At 75.2% G+C, this 15939-nt stretch carries 14 protein-coding genes; 11 read left to right on the top strand and 3 right to left on the bottom strand.

Features of this window, described 5'->3' with window-relative positions; genetic code table 11:
• Positions 1-64: 64 nt before the first annotated feature.
• The 4 genes from ABD160_RS13535 (at position 65) to ABD160_RS13520 (ending at position 3362) form a co-directional block, all read left to right on the top strand.
• The gene (locus ABD160_RS13535) at positions 65-1195 is read left to right on the top strand and encodes a sensor histidine kinase (RefSeq protein ID WP_344022159.1); all 1131 of its coding nucleotides are present in this window, start codon (positions 65-67) and stop codon (positions 1193-1195) included.
• Complete coding sequence (locus ABD160_RS13530) at positions 1192-1866, top strand: response regulator (RefSeq protein ID WP_344022157.1); 675 nt, start codon at positions 1192-1194, stop codon at positions 1864-1866. The genes ABD160_RS13535 and ABD160_RS13530 overlap by 4 nt, the downstream gene beginning before the upstream one ends.
• On the top strand, positions 1863-3011 hold the full coding sequence (locus ABD160_RS13525; protein ID WP_344022155.1) for a DUF418 domain-containing protein: 1149 nt from the start codon (positions 1863-1865) through the stop codon (positions 3009-3011). Before ABD160_RS13530 ends, ABD160_RS13525 begins: the two co-directional genes overlap by 4 nt.
• A 159-nt stretch (positions 3012-3170) precedes the next feature.
• Positions 3171-3362 carry a three-helix bundle dimerization domain-containing protein gene (locus ABD160_RS13520; protein WP_344022153.1) on the top strand — a complete coding sequence of 64 codons (192 nt, stop codon included), beginning with the start codon at positions 3171-3173 and terminating at the stop codon, positions 3360-3362.
• A 361-nt stretch (positions 3363-3723) separates the two neighbouring features.
• On the opposite strand, the gene ABD160_RS13515 is transcribed toward ABD160_RS13520, so the two are convergent.
• A complete protein-coding gene (locus ABD160_RS13515; RefSeq protein WP_344022151.1) occupies positions 3724-4020 on the bottom strand; it encodes a hypothetical protein in 297 nt (98 codons plus the stop codon).
• Between the two features lie 455 nt (positions 4021-4475).
• Between ABD160_RS13515 and ABD160_RS13510 the strand changes: the two genes are divergently transcribed.
• From ABD160_RS13510 to ABD160_RS13500, 3 genes are all read left to right on the top strand, one after another.
• Positions 4476-6470, top strand: a complete 1995-nt coding sequence (locus ABD160_RS13510; RefSeq protein ID WP_344022149.1) for an HNH endonuclease — start codon at positions 4476-4478, stop codon at positions 6468-6470.
• A gap of 855 nt (positions 6471-7325) precedes the next feature.
• Positions 7326-7583 carry a hypothetical protein gene (locus ABD160_RS13505; protein WP_344022147.1) on the top strand — a complete coding sequence of 86 codons (258 nt, stop codon included), beginning with the start codon at positions 7326-7328 and terminating at the stop codon, positions 7581-7583.
• Between the two features lie 66 nt (positions 7584-7649).
• Entirely contained in the window at positions 7650-8486 is an 837-nt protein-coding gene (locus ABD160_RS13500) for a CPBP family glutamic-type intramembrane protease (protein WP_344022146.1), read from the top strand.
• Positions 8487-8495: 9 nt separating this feature from the next.
• On the opposite strand, the gene ABD160_RS13495 is transcribed toward ABD160_RS13500, so the two are convergent.
• Positions 8496-10355: a helix-turn-helix domain-containing protein gene (locus ABD160_RS13495; RefSeq protein ID WP_344022144.1), complete on the bottom strand. Its 1860-nt coding sequence runs from the start codon at positions 10353-10355 to the stop codon at positions 8496-8498.
• A gap of 33 nt (positions 10356-10388) precedes the next feature.
• Entirely contained in the window at positions 10389-11165 is a 777-nt protein-coding gene (locus tag ABD160_RS13490; RefSeq protein WP_344022142.1) for a FadR/GntR family transcriptional regulator, read from the bottom strand.
• A gap of 262 nt (positions 11166-11427) precedes the next feature.
• Between ABD160_RS13490 and ABD160_RS13485 the strand changes: the two genes are divergently transcribed.
• Genes ABD160_RS13485 through ABD160_RS13470 form a run of 4 tightly spaced genes read left to right on the top strand, consistent with a single transcriptional unit; the run spans position 11428 to position 15929 of the window.
• Positions 11428-11952 (top strand): MaoC family dehydratase, encoded by a 525-nt coding sequence (locus ABD160_RS13485; protein ID WP_344022140.1) that lies wholly within the window; start codon positions 11428-11430, stop codon positions 11950-11952.
• On the top strand, positions 11949-13157 hold the full coding sequence (locus tag ABD160_RS13480; protein ID WP_344022138.1) for a CaiB/BaiF CoA transferase family protein: 1209 nt from the start codon (positions 11949-11951) through the stop codon (positions 13155-13157). The genes ABD160_RS13485 and ABD160_RS13480 overlap by 4 nt, the downstream gene beginning before the upstream one ends.
• 1 nt (position 13158) lies before the next feature.
• Entirely contained in the window at positions 13159-14328 is a 1170-nt protein-coding gene (locus tag ABD160_RS13475) for an acyl-CoA dehydrogenase family protein (RefSeq protein ID WP_344022136.1), read from the top strand.
• Positions 14325-15929, top strand: coding sequence for an amidase (locus ABD160_RS13470; protein ID WP_344022134.1), 1605 nt, complete (start codon positions 14325-14327; stop codon positions 15927-15929). The genes ABD160_RS13475 and ABD160_RS13470 overlap by 4 nt, the downstream gene beginning before the upstream one ends.
• Positions 15930-15939 lie beyond the last annotated feature (10 nt).

Raw genomic sequence — 15939 nt, 5'->3', positions numbered from 1 at the left:
GTGACCGGCACCCATGACTTCCGGCACTCCGGGACGGCTTGTCCGCCCGTCTACTGTGCCCGGTATGCGCAGGATCGACCCGAACGTCGTGGCCGGCGCGATCATGACGGCGCTCTGCCTGCTCCTGGCCGTGCCGATGGCCCTCGAACAGCTCAACCCGGACGGCGGCAGGCCGCTGGGGCCGACCTGGCTGTGGTGGGTGCTGTACGCGGTCTTCCTCGCCGCGCTGGTGCTCGGCGGCTGGCTGGACGAGTGGGTCGGGCCAGTCGTGAGCCGCTGGCTGCTGCTCGTGCTGGTGCTGGCCGCCGCCGCACTGGTGCTGCTCGCGCCGACGTTCGGCTGGCTGCCGATCCTGCTGGTGTTCACCGCCGCGCTGTCGGTCTTCCAGGTGCCGTTCCGGGTGACCGCCGCGATCGTGGCGTTCAACTGCGGCGTGGTCGTGCTGGTCGGGATGCTCTCCGGCAACCAGGGCCTCGCCGGGTCGCTGACCGCGGGCGCGATCTACCTGATGCTGCAGCTGTCGTCGGTGCTGCTGCTGGTGGCGCTGCACCGGGAGGAGCGGTCCCGGGCCCAGCTCGCCGAGGCGCACGCGGAGCTGGCCGCGGCCGGCGCCGTGCTCGCCGAGACCAGCCGCGCCGAGGAGCGGCTGCGGATCTCCCGGGAGCTGCACGACCTCGTCGGGCACCAGCTCACCGCGCTCACCCTGGAGCTGGAGATCGCCACCCACCGCGCGGACAACACCGAGCACGTCGAGCGGGCCCGCGGCATCGCCCGGGACCTGCTCGCCGACGTCCGCTCGACGGTGGGTGAGCTGCGCAGGCGGGCCCCCGACCTGGCCGGGACGCTGCAGCGCATCACCCGGGAGCTCCCGCGGCCCGCGGTGCACCTGAGCGTCGCCGACGGCGTCGAGGCCGACGAGGAGCACACCGTCGCCGTGGTCCGCTGCGTGCAGGAGATCCTCACCAACGCGATCCGGCACGCGGACGCGACGAACGTGTGGATCGAGATCGACCCCGCGCCGGGGAGCGGGCTGCGGCTGCACGCCCGCGACGACGGCCGGGGCGCGACCGGCGAGATCGTCCCCGGCAACGGCCTGCGCGGGCTCGCCGAGCGGACCGGCGCGTTCGGCGGGACCGTCGACTTCGGCGCCGCCACGCCGCGCGGCGGCTTCACGGTGACGGCGGTACTGCCGTGAGCGTGCGGGTCTGCCTGGTCGACGACCAGACGCTGGTCCGGCACGGGATCCGCGGGCTGCTCGACATCCCGGGCGACATCGAGGTGGTCGCCGAGGCGTCGGACGGCGCGGAGGGGGTCGCGGCCGTCGTCGAGCATGCCCCCGACGTCGTCCTGCTGGACCTGCGGATGCCCCGCCACGACGGCCTGTGGGCGCTCGACGAGCTGCGCACCCGCGGTCTCGACGTGCCGGTCCTGGTCCTCACCACCTTCGACGACGACGAGCTGGTCCTGCGCGCGCTGCGCGCCGGTGCCCGCGGCTACCTGCTCAAGGACGTCACCCTGGAGCAGCTGGTCGGTGCCGTCCGCACGCTCGCCGGCGGCGGCACCCTGATCAGCCCGGCGATCACCGAGCGGCTGCTGCGCGCGGTCCGCGAGAGCCCGGCCCCGCCCGACGACGACGTGCCGGTCCAGCAGCTCTCCGAGCGCGAGCTGGAGGTGCTGCGGCTGCTCGCCGGCGGCTACGCGAACCGGGAGATCGCGCAGGTGCTGTTCCTGGCCGAGGGCACAGTCAAGAACCACGTGTCCAGCGTGCTGCTCAAGCTCGGCACCCGGGACCGCACCCGGGCCGTGCTGCGGGCGCTGCACCACGGCCTGCTCGACCCGCCGCACGGATCGGAGGGGAACCGATGAGCACCTCCAGGATGGTCGCGCCCGATCTGGCCCGCGGCGCGATGCTGCTGCTGATCGTGCTCGCGCACGCCCCGCTCTACCTGACCGGCACGCCGCCGGTCCCGTCGGTCGCGGACACCGTGGTCGCGGTCGGGTCGACGCTGCTGGTGGACAGCCGGGCGTACCCGATGTTCGCCGCGCTGCTCGGCTACGGGCTGGTGCTGAGCGTGACCCGGTTGCGGGCCGCCGGGGTGTCCGAGCGGGACGCGCGCCGCTCGATCCGCCGCCGCGGGCGCTGGCTGCTGGTGTTCGGGCTGGTGCACGCGCTGCTGGTGGCGCCGATCGAGATCCTCGGTGCCTACGGGCTGGCGCTGCTGCTGGTCGCCGGGCTGGTGTTCCGGCCGGATGCGACGGTGCGCCGGGCCGGGTACCTGCTGCTCGCGCTCAACAGCGTCGCGATCGTGCTGTTCAGCCTGGGCGCGGTGGACGACGGAGCGAGCGGCCCGTACGCGCCCGGCATGCTCGGGCACGACGTCGAGGGGCTGGTCGTCCGGCTGATCGTCTGGCTGGTGGCGGTGCTGTCCAACGTCGTGGTGTGGCCGGTGCTGGTCGCGCTGCTGATCGGGGTGCTCGCCGGACGGCACCGGGTGCTGGCGGACGCCGGCCGGTACGCCGGGCTGCTGCGCAGGCTGGCGTGGGTGGGCATCCCGGTGGCGGTGCTGGCCGCGGTGCCGCTGGTCCTGGTCGAGCAGGACGTGCTGCCGGCCGGGCTCGCACCCGCGGCGACGCTGCTGCAGATCCTGTCCGGCCTGGCCGGCGGACTGGGCTACGCGGCGGCGTTCGGCCTGCTCGGTGCGCGCCTGCAGGGGGCGGGGCCGCCGATCCTGCTGCGCCCGCTCGCGGCGGCCGGACGGCGCTCCCTGACCTGCTACCTGCTGCAGTCGTTCCTGCTGGTCGGCCTGCTGTCGCAGACGTTCCTCGGGTTCGGCGCCGGGACCGGGGAGGCCGGGGCGGCGCTGGCGGCGGTGCTCGCCTGGTCGGCGTCGGTGCTGGTCGCGACCGTCCTGGAACGGTTCGACCGGCCCGGGCCGGTGGACGCGCTGCTGCGCAGGCTGGTCCGCCGGGGGCTGCCCGATCCCGGCCCGGCCGTGCGCACGCCCGGCTGAGCCACCCCGTCGCGAACCCGCGCATGATCCGCCGCGGGCCGGGTATTCCGGTGTCGTGCACGACCGGGACGGACGGGCGGAGGCGGCCATGCGGGTGATCGGGCGGTTCACGGGGGCGTGTGGCGCAGGCACCGGGCGGGTCGTCGATCGGGCCCGCCGGTGAACCCGGACCTCGCCCGGGCCACCGACGCGATCGCCCGGCTGCTGGCCGAGCTGGGGCCCGGCACGTCGCCGGACGCGGTCCGCGCGGCGGTTCGTGAGGCGTGCGAGGACCTGCGGGGCAGCCCGGTCGGAGCGCTGCCCGAGCTGGTGGAGCGGCTGGCCAGGGCACGGTTGACCGCGGACGCCTGACGGCGCCCGTCGCAGCGGCGTTCCGGTCGCCGGCGCGCACGTCCTGCGCGATCCGGGGTGCTCGGGGTGGTCGGCCTGGTCCGGGTGGTCGGCGTGATCGGGGCGGTCGGTGTGGTCGGGGGCGGTCGGCGTGATCCGGCGTCGGTCGGCGCGATCGGCGCGATCCGGGTGGTCGGCGCGATCCGGGTGGTCGGCGCGATCCGGGGCGGTCGGCGTGGTCGGGGGCGGTCGGCGTGATCCGGCGTCGTCGGCGGCATCAGCGTGGTCGGCGTCGGCATGGTCGGCGTCGGCGTCGGCATGGTCGGCGTCGGCGTCATCGGGACGGCCAGCGACATCGGTGTCATTAGCATGATCGGGGCGGTTAGCGTGCGCGGTCGTCGCGGTCGTCGCGGTCGTCGCGGTCGTCGCGGTCGCGGTCGTCGCGGTCGTCGCGGTCGTCGCGGTCGTCGCGGTCGTCGCGGTCGTCGCGGTCGTCGCGGTCGTCGCGGTCGTCGCGGTCGTCGCGGTCGTCGCGGTCGTCGCGGTCGTCGCGGTCGTCGGGACCGGAGCGTCGTCCCCCGGTGTTCCGGTATCGAGGTGGTGACCCGCCGATCGGGAGCGGATGGCGGCCGTTCGCCGCCCGGAGCGCCGAGCAGGCAGAGGTCGATGTCGTGTTCACCCGCGACCGCGAACGACGCGCGATGCCGCACGGCACCGCCACCAGCCACACGGCACCGCCACCGGCACGACACCGCCACCGGCCGCACCGCACCGCCGCCAGCCGCACCGCACCGCCACCGGCCGCACCGCACCGCCGCCAGCCGCACCGCACCGCCACCGGCCGCACGGCACCGCCACCGGCACGGCACCGCCGCCGTCCGCACGACGACGACGTTCCGCACGGAACCGGGACCTCCAGGTGCCGGTCAGCCGATGGCCGCCGGGACGGACCCGGAGCCGAGGCTCCCGCCCCCGCGAACGATCGAGATCGCGACCTCCGGCCGGCGACCGCCCCGTCCGGCCGAGGAGCCGGCGGGCGGCCCTCGCACATCGGTCGACGATGTCGTTCACCATTGCAAACGATCATGGTCGAATGCTCGCGAGCGCTGCGCCGATCGCTATATAATCGAATGCATGTTCGAACAGGTGGACGAGGCGGTGCTCACCGAGGTGGTGCTCGACCGCCCCTACTGGGCCGAGCGTGAACCCCCCGAGCCCGACCCGGAAGACGAGATGCTGCTCGCCGGCTACCGGCCCGCACCCGGCACGCCGGTCATCGATCCCGACTGCTCACCCGGCGCCCGCCTCGCCCTCGACATCGAGTACGCCGCCGCCGTGGCCGGGCAGCTCACCGACACCCAGCTGCTCGAGGTCGTCGCCGCGACCGCCCGCCACCGCAGCTGGCTCGCCGCCCTCGAGCACCGCATGATCGCCGCCTACGCCGACCGCCACCCCCGCGACAGCCACGCCACCCGCCCCGGCGCCGCCACAGCCACCCCCGTCGAACAGTGGGTGCCCGATGAACTCGGCCTCGTCCTGGCCATCAGCCGCGAACGCGCCCGCGGCATCATCGCCGACGCCCAGCGCCTCACCCACGTCCTGCCCGCCACCCTCGACGCCCTGCAAACCGGGCTGCTCGACCAGAGCAAGGTCGACACCGTGCTCCGCGCCACCGACGTCCTCGACGACGACCAGGCCCACCAGGTCGAAACCATCGTCCTCGCCCGAGCCGCCGGAGCCACCCGCCGCCAGATCTACGACCGGCTCCGCCGCGCCGTGGCCAGGATCGACCCGGACGGCGCCGAACGCCGCCACCAACGATCCCTGGCCGACCGCCGGATCGGCCTGTCGAACGGCGAGGACGCCATGGCCACCCTCTGGCTCACCAGCTCCGCCCACGACACCCAGGCCTCCCGGCGCTCGCTCGATCGCCTCGCCCGCTCACTGGGCACCGACGACCCACGCACCCTCGAACAACGCCGCGTCGACCTCGCCCACCAACTCCTCCAAGGCACCCTCACCACCACCGACCTCGGCCAGGTCCACGCCGCCGTCGACAGCGTCCTCGCAGCCGCAGCCGCAGCCGCAGCCGCCGCAGCCGCCACTGCCACCGCCGCTGCCGGTCGGACCGACCCACCGACCGGCCCGACCGGTCCCACCCCCACCGACCCAACCGGCCCGGCCACCCGGCCCACCGGCCCGGCCGGCGCCCCACCTCCGATCCCACCCGAGGTCCTCACCGAAGCCCTCACCCGAGCCCTCGCACAGAAGCCCGACCCCAACGACGTGATCGGCCGCAAGCCACTGGTCCACGTCGTCGTCGCCCTCGACACCCTGATCGGCACCAGCAACCGCCCGGCCGAACTCAGCGGCCACGGCCCCATCCCCGCCACCACGGCCCGCGCACTCGCCGCCGGTGGCACCTGGCGACAACTCGTCACCCACCCCACCACCGGCCGCATCCACAACGTCGGGCGCACCACCTACACCCCGCCCGCCGCCATGGCCGACCACGTCCGAGCCCGCGACGGCCACTGCCGCGGCCCAGCCTGCGACCACACCATCCGCGACCTGGACCACCACATCCCCTGGGCACACGGCGGCCAGACCAGCGAAGACAACCTGCACAGCTACTGCCGCGGCTGCCACACCCTCAAGGACCGACCCGGCTGGCAGGTCATCGCCCACCCCGACGGCACCGTTCAATGGATCACCCCTCACGGCTGGACCAGCACCTCCCACCCCCACGACTACCGCGACCTCACCGACCCCTACCCGGACCCGGACACCCGCCCGACGACGCACTCGGACACGGACCCGACCATCGGCACGCGCACGGGCACGGGCACCGGCACGGGCACCGGCACGGGCGCGAGCACCGGCACCGGCACGGGCACGGGCACGCATCCGACCCCGGCACCGGAACCGCCGCCAGTCCCGGCCCTGGTGTCGATGCCCGCTGCAGTGCCGGTCCGGATGCCGGACCCGCTGCCTGTCCCGAGCCCGGTGTCGATGCCCGTTGCGGGGCCGATGCCGGGGCCGGGGCCACAACCACGGCCGGTCTCCGGGTGGGTCGATCCGGTCCACCCAGCTGATCCCGCCCGGATCGCGACCCCGCCACCGTTCTGACCGGTCGGCTCGGGGGCAGACACCACGTCGATCGGGCCGAGCGCGGGGAGCCCGGCGCGGGCCGTGACCTCGACCAGGCAGGCGAGCAGCAAGCCGCGTCGACTCGGGTCAGGTCGGCTCAGGTCAGGTCGGCTCAGGTCAGGTCGGCTCAGGTCAGGTCGGCTCGGGCCAGGTCCGCTCGGCTCGGCTCGGCTCGGGCGCGGGCTCGGGTCAGGTGCGCCCCGCTCGGCTCGGGCCAGGTCCGGTCGGGTCGGGTCGGCTTGAGTCAGGTCCGGTCGGCCTGAGTCAGGTCCGGTCGGCTCGGGTCGGCTCGGGGTCAGGTGGGCTCGGCTTCGGCTCGGACTCGGGCTCGGGCTCGGGCTCGGGTCAGGTGCGCCCCACTCGGCTCGGGCCAGCTCCGGTCGGCTCGGGCCAGCTCCGGTCGGCTCGGGCCAGCTCCGGTCGGCTCGGCTCGGGTCGGGTCGGGTCGGGTCGGGTCGGGTCGGCTCGGCTCGGGTCGGGTCGGGTCGGGTCGGGTCGGGTCGGGTCGGGTCGGGTCGGGTCGGCTCGGCTCGGCTCGGCTCGGGTCGGGTCGGGTCGGCTCGGCTCGGCTCGGCTCGGGTCGGCTCGGCTCGGCTCGGCTCGGCTCGGCTCGGCTCGGCTCGGCTCGGCTCGGCTCGGCTCGGCTCGGCTCGGCTCGGCTCGGCTCGGCTCGGGCGCAGCCTGACGGAACGCTCGCCGCCCCGCCCCCTGTGCACCCGCCGTCACGTGCGGACCGATCGCGGCCGACCGGCGGGAGCGCCGCTCGCCTGCCTCGCGCCCGTCGGCCCGCGGGCCACAGGTATGCCGGACCGGCGGTACGGGTACGCCGCGGTTGTGACATCGCAGGAGGACCAGCACGACGCCGGACAGCCCCCGGTCGACCCGGCGCGCGCCCTGGACGAGCTCGAGGAGCGCGTCCTCGGCCGGACCACCGATCCCGATCCCGCCGACCGCGACGAGGAGCGGGCCGACGGTGCCGACACCGAGACCGACGCCGACGCCGACGCCGGCGCCGGCGCTGGCGCTGACACCGAAACCGATCCGGTCGAGGGGGACTCCGGCACCGGCATCGACCAGGAGCCCACCGGCTGACCACCGCCGCACCGAGCACCGCCGCCCGGCTTGTCCCTTTCGCCCCGGCCCCACCATGCTGGGCCGGTGAGCGCCGGGGCGAGTACCGACAGCAGCGACACCGACCGGTCCGCCGCCGGGCGGCTCGCGGCGGCGGCGCTGGTCGCCGTGTCCGCGGTGGCCCTGTTCGGCTTCGAGCACCGTCCGGTGGGCTACCTGCTGATCGTCGTGGGCCTGGGGCTCGCCGCCGCGGTCGACCGGCTGCTGCTGCGCCATCTCGGGCTGATCGCGGCCGGCCTGGTGATCATCAGCACGATGTCGCTGGAGGCCGATCTCAGCGACGCCGGGATGCTCCGGTTCACCGTGGTGCTCTCGCTGGCCGTGCTGGTGCCGCTGCTGGTGTCGCGGTTCTGGTTCGGCGAGGACATCATCCGCTTCCCGATGCTGACCGGGAAGCGCTGGAGCGGCTTCGAGTACGGCTACCTGGCGCTGGTCGTCGTCGCCGGGTACCTGATCCTGCCGGTGTACTTCATCGGCACCGGCGCGTACCAGAACTGGCCGGAGATCAGTACGAACAGCGAGATCGCCCGGCTGTTCGTCGGCGTCAACGCGGTCGGCCTCTGGGACGAGCTGTTCTTCATCTGCACGGTGTTCGCACTGCTCCGGCGGCACTTCCCGTTCTGGCAGGCGAACCTGCTGCAGGCCACCGTGTTCGTGGCGTTCCTGTGGGAGCTGGGCTACCGCGGCTGGGGGCCGGTGCTCACGATCCCGTTCGCCCTGCTGCAGGGCTACATCTTCCAGCGGACGCGCTCGTTCACCTACGTGCTGACCGTGCACCTGACGTTCGACATCGTGATCTTCGGGATCCTGGTGCACGCCTACAACCCGGAGCTGTTCGACCTGTTCGTCACCAGCCCGCGCTGAGCGCCGTGATCAGAACCGGCCCAGCCGGTGCAGGCGCAGCGCGAGCTGCAGCTCCAGCGACCGCTCCGGGTCCTGCCAGCCGTCCCCGAGCAGCGACCCGATCCGGTCCAGCCGCTGCGCGACCGTGTTGACGTGCACGTGCAGCGCCCCGGCGGCGCGGGTCGGGCTGGCCCCGGCCGCGTAGTACGCCTCCAGGGTGCGCAGCAGCTCGCTGCCGCGGCGCTCGTCGTGCTCGGCGACCGGTCCGAGGATCCCGGTGACGTACCCGGCGACGTCGGGCCGCTCACCGAGCAGCAGCCCGGCGAACCCGAGCTCCGCGGCGGCCGCCGACTCCCCGGCCCGGTCCAGCGCGAGCAGCGCCTCCATCGACCGGCGGGCCTCGGCGAGCACCGGGCCGGCGCCGTCGGCCGGCCGGAACGGCCCCGCCGCACCCACCGTCACCGCGGCGTCCGGGTCCTGCTCGGACGCCCGGCGGGCCAGCCGGGCGCCGGCCGCGGCCGGGTCCTCGCCGGGCAGCAGCACGACGACCGCGCCGTCCTGCTCCCCCACCAGGCCGGACCGCCCGCCCAGGGTCGCCGCCTCCCGGGCCAGCGCCCGCCGCCGGGCGGGATGGGTCCGGCAGACCAGCAGCACGTGCGGGCGGCGGACGGACACGCCCAGCGCGGCGAGCCGGGTCAGCGTCGCCGGGCGCGGCTCGCCGGCCGCCAGGAGCTCCGCCATCCCGTCGGCCCGGTCGCTCCGGTCGGACTCGTCGGCGCGCTGGGTGAGCAGCAGCACGAGCGCGGTGACCATCGCGGCCCGCTCCACGATCCGCACCTGCCCGGGGCTCAGGCCGGGCGCCCGGCCGGGCTCGGCGAGCCCGCCGAGCAGCAGGGTGCCCAGGCGCTGCCCGCCGGCGATCACCGGCGTCACCCAGGCGCCGCCGGCGCACGGCACCGGCACCGGGTGCCCCGAGGCGGCCCCGGCCCGCCGCAGTGCCGCCGCGGCGTCCAGGCCGGCCGGCACCGGTCCGTGCCGGGCGGCGGGCACGCCGTCCGGGTCCAGCACCGTCACCCAGCAGCCGAGCAGCCTGCCCAGCGCCTCGGCGAGGTCGTCGACGTCGCCGCCCTCCAGCACGACGCCCGCGAACCGGTCGTGCGCGTCCGACGCCTCGGCGATCGCGGCGTGCGCACCGCGCAGCGCCTCCAGCGCGGTCGCGGTGTCGGTGAGCCGGCGGGCCTGCACCAGCGAGACGGCGGCCAGCGCGGCCAGCGAGCCGAGCAGGGCGGCGTCGTCGGCGGAGAACGGGCGGGCCGAGCGGTTGGCGGCGAACAGCACGCCGACGAACTCGTCGTCGACCAGCAGCGGGGTGCCGCAGATCGCGACGATGCCCTCCTCGCGGACCGCGGTGTCGATCTCCTCGGTGTGCCGGTAGCGGTCGTCCCCGGCGTAGCGGCCGGTCCAGTGCGGGGTGCGGCTGGCCGCGACGAGCCCGCCGAGGCCGGCGCCCAGCGGGAGCCGCAGCGTCTGGAACCGGTGCGACACCGAGCCCGAGGTGACCCGCATGTAGGTGTCGCCGCGCTCGGAGTCGTAGAGGGTCAGGTACGCGACGTCGGTGCCGAGCAGCGCCCTGGCCCGCCGGACGATGGTGTCGAGCACCGAGCCGGTGTCCGACTCGGACGCGAGGTCCCGGGCGATCGCGACGAGCGCGGCCAGCTCGGACTCCCGGCGGCGGCCGGCGTCCATCGCGGCGCGGACCCGCAGCGCGAGCGCACCGGCCTCCGGCGCGGAGCCGGACAGCTCGGCCGCGACCCGGGCCAGCTCCTCGGCGGGCGCGGCGCCGTCGGCCCGGTCGGCGAGCAGCCGGAGCAGGTCGAGGACGGTGCGCACCCGGTCATCCTGCCCGCGCACCGGGCTCCGGTCTCAGCCGGACTTCCAGGCCCCCGGCCTGCCGTACAGATCGCGCAGGTCGAGCAGGTGGTTGCGCATGGCCTCCTCGGCCTCGGCGGCCTCGCCGCGGGCGATGTGCTCGGTGATCTCGGCGTGGCAGGCGTCGACCTCGGCCCAGCGGTGCGCGGGGACCGCGGCCCGGTCCAGCCGGGTCCGCAGCACGTCGCCGACCGGCTGGCCCATCATCGTGAGCATCAGGTTCCCGGTCGCCATGAGCACCGTGGTGTGGAAGTCCATGTGCTCGACGAACCCGCTCGGGTCACGCGGATCGCGCGGCGCCGAGGCGGCCGCGCGCAGCGCCTCGATCGTCTCCGGCGCGGCCCGCTGCGCGGCCAGCCGGGCGGCGGCCGGCTCCAGCAGCAGCCGGGCCTCCAGCAGGTCGGCCATCCCCAGCCGCGGGGTCGCGACGAGCACGCCGAGCGCGCCGCCGACGTCCTCGACCAGCCGGGCCGGATCGGGCGCGGCGACGAACGAACCGCCCTGCACCCCGCGCCGGGTGTCGATCAGGTGCTGGCTGGCCAGCACCCGCAGCGCCTCGCGCACGGTGGACCGGCTGACCCCGAACATGCCGGTCAGCTCGCTCTCGGCGGGCAGCCGCGCGCCGGGTGCGAGCGCGCCGCGCATGATCTGCGAGCGCAGCTCGTCGGCGACCTGCCGATAGGCCGGACGGACCCGCTGCACCTGCAGCCGGGCGGTGGGCGCCTGCGGTGTCGCGGCGGCGTCGGCGGGACGTCCCGGACTCGGGCTCATGGTCACGCTCCGCGGCTCGGTCACGTCGGATCCGGCCCGCCGGACCGGCGGGCCCGGCCGAGCGTACCGGCCACCCGCACTCCGGACGGGCCACCTGCCGGGCAAACATCAGACCGACCCTGTACCGCCGGGAAACCCTTGCATTGCTAAGTGTCTGATGTTTACGGTCGGCAAGCTTCGGGTGCGGTTTCCGAGCCCGCCCGGTACCGGTCAGCGACGACCCGTGATCCGCGCGGTCACGGCCGACGAGGGAGCGCAGCACGTGACGATCAAGCCGGGATGGCAGGGACGCTTCTTCGAGGACTTCGAGGTGGGCGACGTCTACCAGCACCCGCTCGGGCGCACCATCACCGAGACCGACAACAGCTGGTTCACCCTGCTGACGATGAACACCAACCAGTCGCACTTCAACCGGCAGGTCGGCGAGTCCTCGGAGTTCGGCCGGATGCTGGTGGTGTCGCCGCTGACGATCGCCGTCGCGATGGGACAGTCGGTCGTCGACACCACCCAGAACGCCTTCGCCAATCTCGGCATGGACGACCTGCGGCTGACCGCCCCCGTGTTCGCCGGCGACACCCTGTGGTCGGAGTCGATCGTGCTCGCCGTCCGGGGCTCGGGCTCCCGCCCGGCCGCCGGGATCGTCACCATCCGCACCCGCACCCTCAACCAGGACGCCGTCGAGGTGCTCACCTTCAAGCGCACCTTCTACGTGCACCGGCGCGGCGCGGACGGTGCACGGCCGCTGTTCCCGCAGGCGGCCACCCCGCTCGCGCTGGAGGACGTGTGAGGCGCCCGCTCGACGACGTCCGGATCGTCTCGCTCGAGCAGTACGGCGCGGGCCCGTTCGGGTCGATGCACCTGGCCGAGCTCGGCGCCGAGATCATCAAGATCGAGGACCCGACGGTCGGCGGTGACGTCGGACGGACCATCCCGCCCTACGCCGAGCCGGGCGACTCGCTGTTCTTCCAGTCGTTCAACCGGGACAAGTCCTCGATCACCCTCGACGTGCGCACGCCCGGGGGCCGCGCGGTCTTCCACGACCTGGTCCGGACCGCCGACGCCGTCTACTCCAACCTGCGCGGCGACGTCCCGGCGAAGCTCGGCATCCGCTACGAGGACCTGCGCGGGATCAACCCGCGGATCGTCTGCTGCTCGCTGACCGGCTTCGGGATGACCGGCCCGCGCTCCACCGAGCCCGGCTACGACTACGTGCTGCAGGCGCTCGGCGGCTGGATGTCGCTGACCGGGGAGCCCGGCGGCGCCCCGCAGAAGACCGGCCTGTCGCTGGTCGACTACTGCGGCGGCTACGTCGCCGCGATCGCGCTGCTCGGCGCGATCCACGGCGCCCGCCGCGACGGCGTCGGCACCGACTGCGATCTGTCGCTCTACGACACCGCGGTCAGCCTGCTCACCTATCCCGGGACGTGGCACCTGACCGCGGGCTACGAGCCGGCCCGCACCCGGCAGTCGGCGCACCCGTCGCTGGTGCCGTTCCAGGCGTTCGAGGCCGCCGACGGCTGGCTGGTCGTGGGCTGCGCGAAGGAGAAGTTCTGGCAGCGGCTCACCGTGGTGCTGGGCCGCCCGGAGCTCGCCGACGACCCGCGCTTCGCGACCTTCGCCGACCGGGCCGAGCACCGCGACGAGCTGCTGCCGCTGCTCGAGGAGCTGATCCGCACCCGCACCGTCGCCGACTGGCTGGCCCCGATGTACGCGGCCGCGATCCCGTGCGCCCCGATCCGGGACGTCGCCGGGGCGCTCACCGATCCGCACACCGTCGAGCGCGACCTGCTCGCCGAGACCGACCACGCCGTGTTCGGGGCGGTGCGCAGCCTGCGCAGTGCGGTCCGGGTGGGCCCGCCCGGCGCCGACCGGGCACCGACCCGGGCGGCACCGGCGATGGGCGCCGACACCGACCGGGTGCTGCGCGAGCTGGGCTACGACGACGACGCGATCACCGCGCTCCGCGACGCCGGCGCGCTGGGGAGGGACTGAGATGGACTTCCGGCTCACCGACGAGCAGCGCCTCTTCCGGGAGACGCTGCGCGACTTCGTCGACTCCGAGATCGTCCCGGTGGCCCGGGAGTGGGAGCAGTCCGGCCGCTACCCCACCGAGATCGTCGAGGGGATGAAGCAGCTCGGGCTGTTCGGTCTCGCGGTGCCCGAGGAGCACGGCGGCCTGTCCGCGGACACGGTCTCGTTCGCGCTCGCGTTCGAGGAGATCTCGCGCGGCTGGATGGGCGTCGCCGGGATCCTCGGCAGCCACTCGGTGTCCTGCTTCATGCTGGCCCGGCACGGCACCGAGGAGCAGAAGCGGCGCTACCTGCCGGAGCTGGCTACCGGCGCCCGGCGCACCGGGATCGCGCTCACCGAGCCCGGCGCGGGCACCGACCTGCAGGGCATCCGGACCACCGCGCGGCGCGACGGCGCCGACGGCGACTACATCGTCAACGGCACCAAGATGTGGATCACCAACGCGCGGCACGCCGATCCGCTGCCGGTGCTGGTCAAGACCGACCCGGCGGCGGAGCCCGCGCACCGGGGCATGAGCATCCTGCTCGTCGAGGCGGACTCCCCCGGCTTCGAGGTGACCGCCGACATCGGCAAGCTCGGCTACAAGGGCCCCGAGTCCTGCGAGGTCGTGCTCACCGACGTCCGGGTGCCCGCATCCCAGCTGCTCGGCGGGGTGCAGGGGCGCGGCCTGCAGCAGGCGCTGTCGTCGCTGGAGACCGGCCGGATCAACATCGCCGCGCGCAGCGTCGGCATCGCCCAGCGCGCCTACGACGAGGCGCTGGGCTACGCCAGGGCGCGGACCGCGTTCGGCCGCCCGATCGGCGAGTTCCAGGCCGTCGAGCAGCGGCTCGCGCAGATCGCGGTGCGGCTGCAGGCCGCCCGGCTGATGACCTACTGGGCGGCGTCCCGGATGGACGACGGCGTCCGGATGGACACCGAGTCCGGGATGGCGAAGATCTTCGCCTCGGAGCAGGCCCTGGAGTGCGCGATCGACTCGATGCGCATCCACGGCGGCTACGGCTACTCCACCGAGTTCGAGGTGGAGCGGCTCTACCGGGACGCGCCGCTGATGTCCATCGGAGAGGGCACCAACGACGTGCTGCGCGGCGTCGTCGCGAAGGCGCTGCTGGCCGGGAAGGCGACCATCCGGTGAGCTCCCGCGACGAGACCGGCGAGCTGGGCGCGCTCGCCGCCCGGCTGGGCTACGCGCTCGACCCGGCGCAGCTCTCGGCGATGGCCGAGGCCGTCGCGGGCGCCGAACCCGCGGTGTCCGAGCTGCGCGCGATCCCGGTTCCGCCCGCGGCCGCCGATCCGGCCGCCGGGGACCACTGGCTCCGCCCGCCCGCCGGTGCCGCGACGGCCGGCCCGCCCACCGGCGACGACCCGCTCGCCGCGGCGCTGCGGGACGCCTGGTCCGGCCGGGTGCCCGAGTCGCTGGACCGGCTCGAACGGCTGCACGCCGAGCTGAACTGCACGATCCGGGTGCTGCGCGAGCGGGCGCTCGGGCAGCGGCCGGTGGACGGCCCGCTGACCGGCGTCCCGTTCGCCGTCAAGGACGTCATCGACGTCGCGGGCGTCCCGACGACGGCCGCTTCCCGCACCCGCGCCGACGCCGCCCCCGCAGCCGCGTCGGCGACCGTGGTCGCCCGGCTGGAGGCCGCCGGCGCGGTCCCGGTGTCGAAGGACGCGACCACCGAGTTCGCCGTCGGCGGGCCGCACCCGCCGCTGACCGGCGCCTGCCGCAACCCGTGGGACACCGGGCGCTGGGCGGGCGGCTCCTCCACCGGCACCGCCGCCGCGGTCGCCGCCGGGGTGGTGCCGTTCGGCCTGGGCACCGACGTCGGCGGCTCGGTCCGGCTGCCCGCCGCCTGGTCCGGGCTGACCGGGCTCAAGCCGACCGCAGGCGCGGTCCCGCGGACCGGATCGGTGCCGCTGTCCTGGACCACCGAGACGATCGGCCCGCTGGCCCGCGACGCCCGCACCGTCGGGCTCGTGTTCGGGCTGGTCCGCGGCCCGGACGGGCTGGACCCGCGGGCCGGCGGTCTGCCGCCGCTGCCGCCGACCGGCGTGCCGGCCGACCTGCGCGGGCTGCGGATCGCGCGGCCGGGCGGCTACCTCACCGAGCTGTGCGACGGCGCCGTGCGGGCCGGGGTGGACCATCTCGTCGACGTGCTCACCGGGGCCGGCGCCGAGATCGTCGCCGGGGAGATCCCGTCCGCGCACCTCGCGCTGCCGATCGGCTACCAGATCGTGTTCGCCGAGGCCGCCGCCGTGCACCGGGCCGACGTCGCCCGCTGGGGCGACTACGACCCGGTGACGGTGCGCCGGATCAGCCAGGGCATCACCACCCCCGCCGCCGACCACCTGCGGGCGCTGCAGTTCCGGGTGCAGCTGCAGCACGAGCTCGACGCCGTGTTCGCCGGTGCCGACCTGATCGTCGTCCCGACCACCCCCGGGACGGCGCCGCGGCTGCCCGACTGCACCGTCACCGTGGACGGCGAGCGCTACCCGCTCTACGCCGCCCAGTCCCGCGCGACGATGCTCGGCAACCTCACCGGGGCGCCCGGCCTGGCCCTGCCCACCGGGTTCGCCCCGGACGGCTGCCCGGTCTCCGCGCTGCTGATCGCCCGCCCGCACGACGAGATCACCGCGCTGCGGGTGGCGGCCCTGTTCCAGGACCGCACCGAGCACCACCGCCGCCGGCCGCCGATCGCGGACCGGATCGGCGGCCCCTTCCCACCGGCATACGTCTGACTTATTCTCC

The sequence above is a fragment of the Pseudonocardia kongjuensis genome (assembly GCF_039526905.1).
Classification (GTDB): domain Bacteria; phylum Actinomycetota; class Actinomycetes; order Mycobacteriales; family Pseudonocardiaceae; genus Pseudonocardia; species Pseudonocardia kongjuensis.
This window is presented reverse-complemented; position numbering and strand designations above follow the sequence as displayed.

Bases quoted from the DNA above. Each gene is read 5' to 3' on its own strand.
- ABD160_RS13510 (WP_344022149.1), top strand. From the start codon at position 4,476: ATGTTCGAACAGGTGGACGAGGCGGTGCTCACCGAGGTGGTGCTCGAC.
- ABD160_RS13535 (WP_344022159.1), top strand. From the start codon at position 65: ATGCGCAGGATCGACCCGAACGTCGTGGCCGGCGCGATCATGACGGCG.
- ABD160_RS13475 (WP_344022136.1), top strand. From the start codon at position 13,159: ATGGACTTCCGGCTCACCGACGAGCAGCGCCTCTTCCGGGAGACGCTG.
- ABD160_RS13490 (WP_344022142.1), bottom strand. From the start codon at position 11,165: ATGAGCCCGAGTCCGGGACGTCCCGCCGACGCCGCCGCGACACCGCAG.
- ABD160_RS13525 (WP_344022155.1), top strand. From the start codon at position 1,863: ATGAGCACCTCCAGGATGGTCGCGCCCGATCTGGCCCGCGGCGCGATG.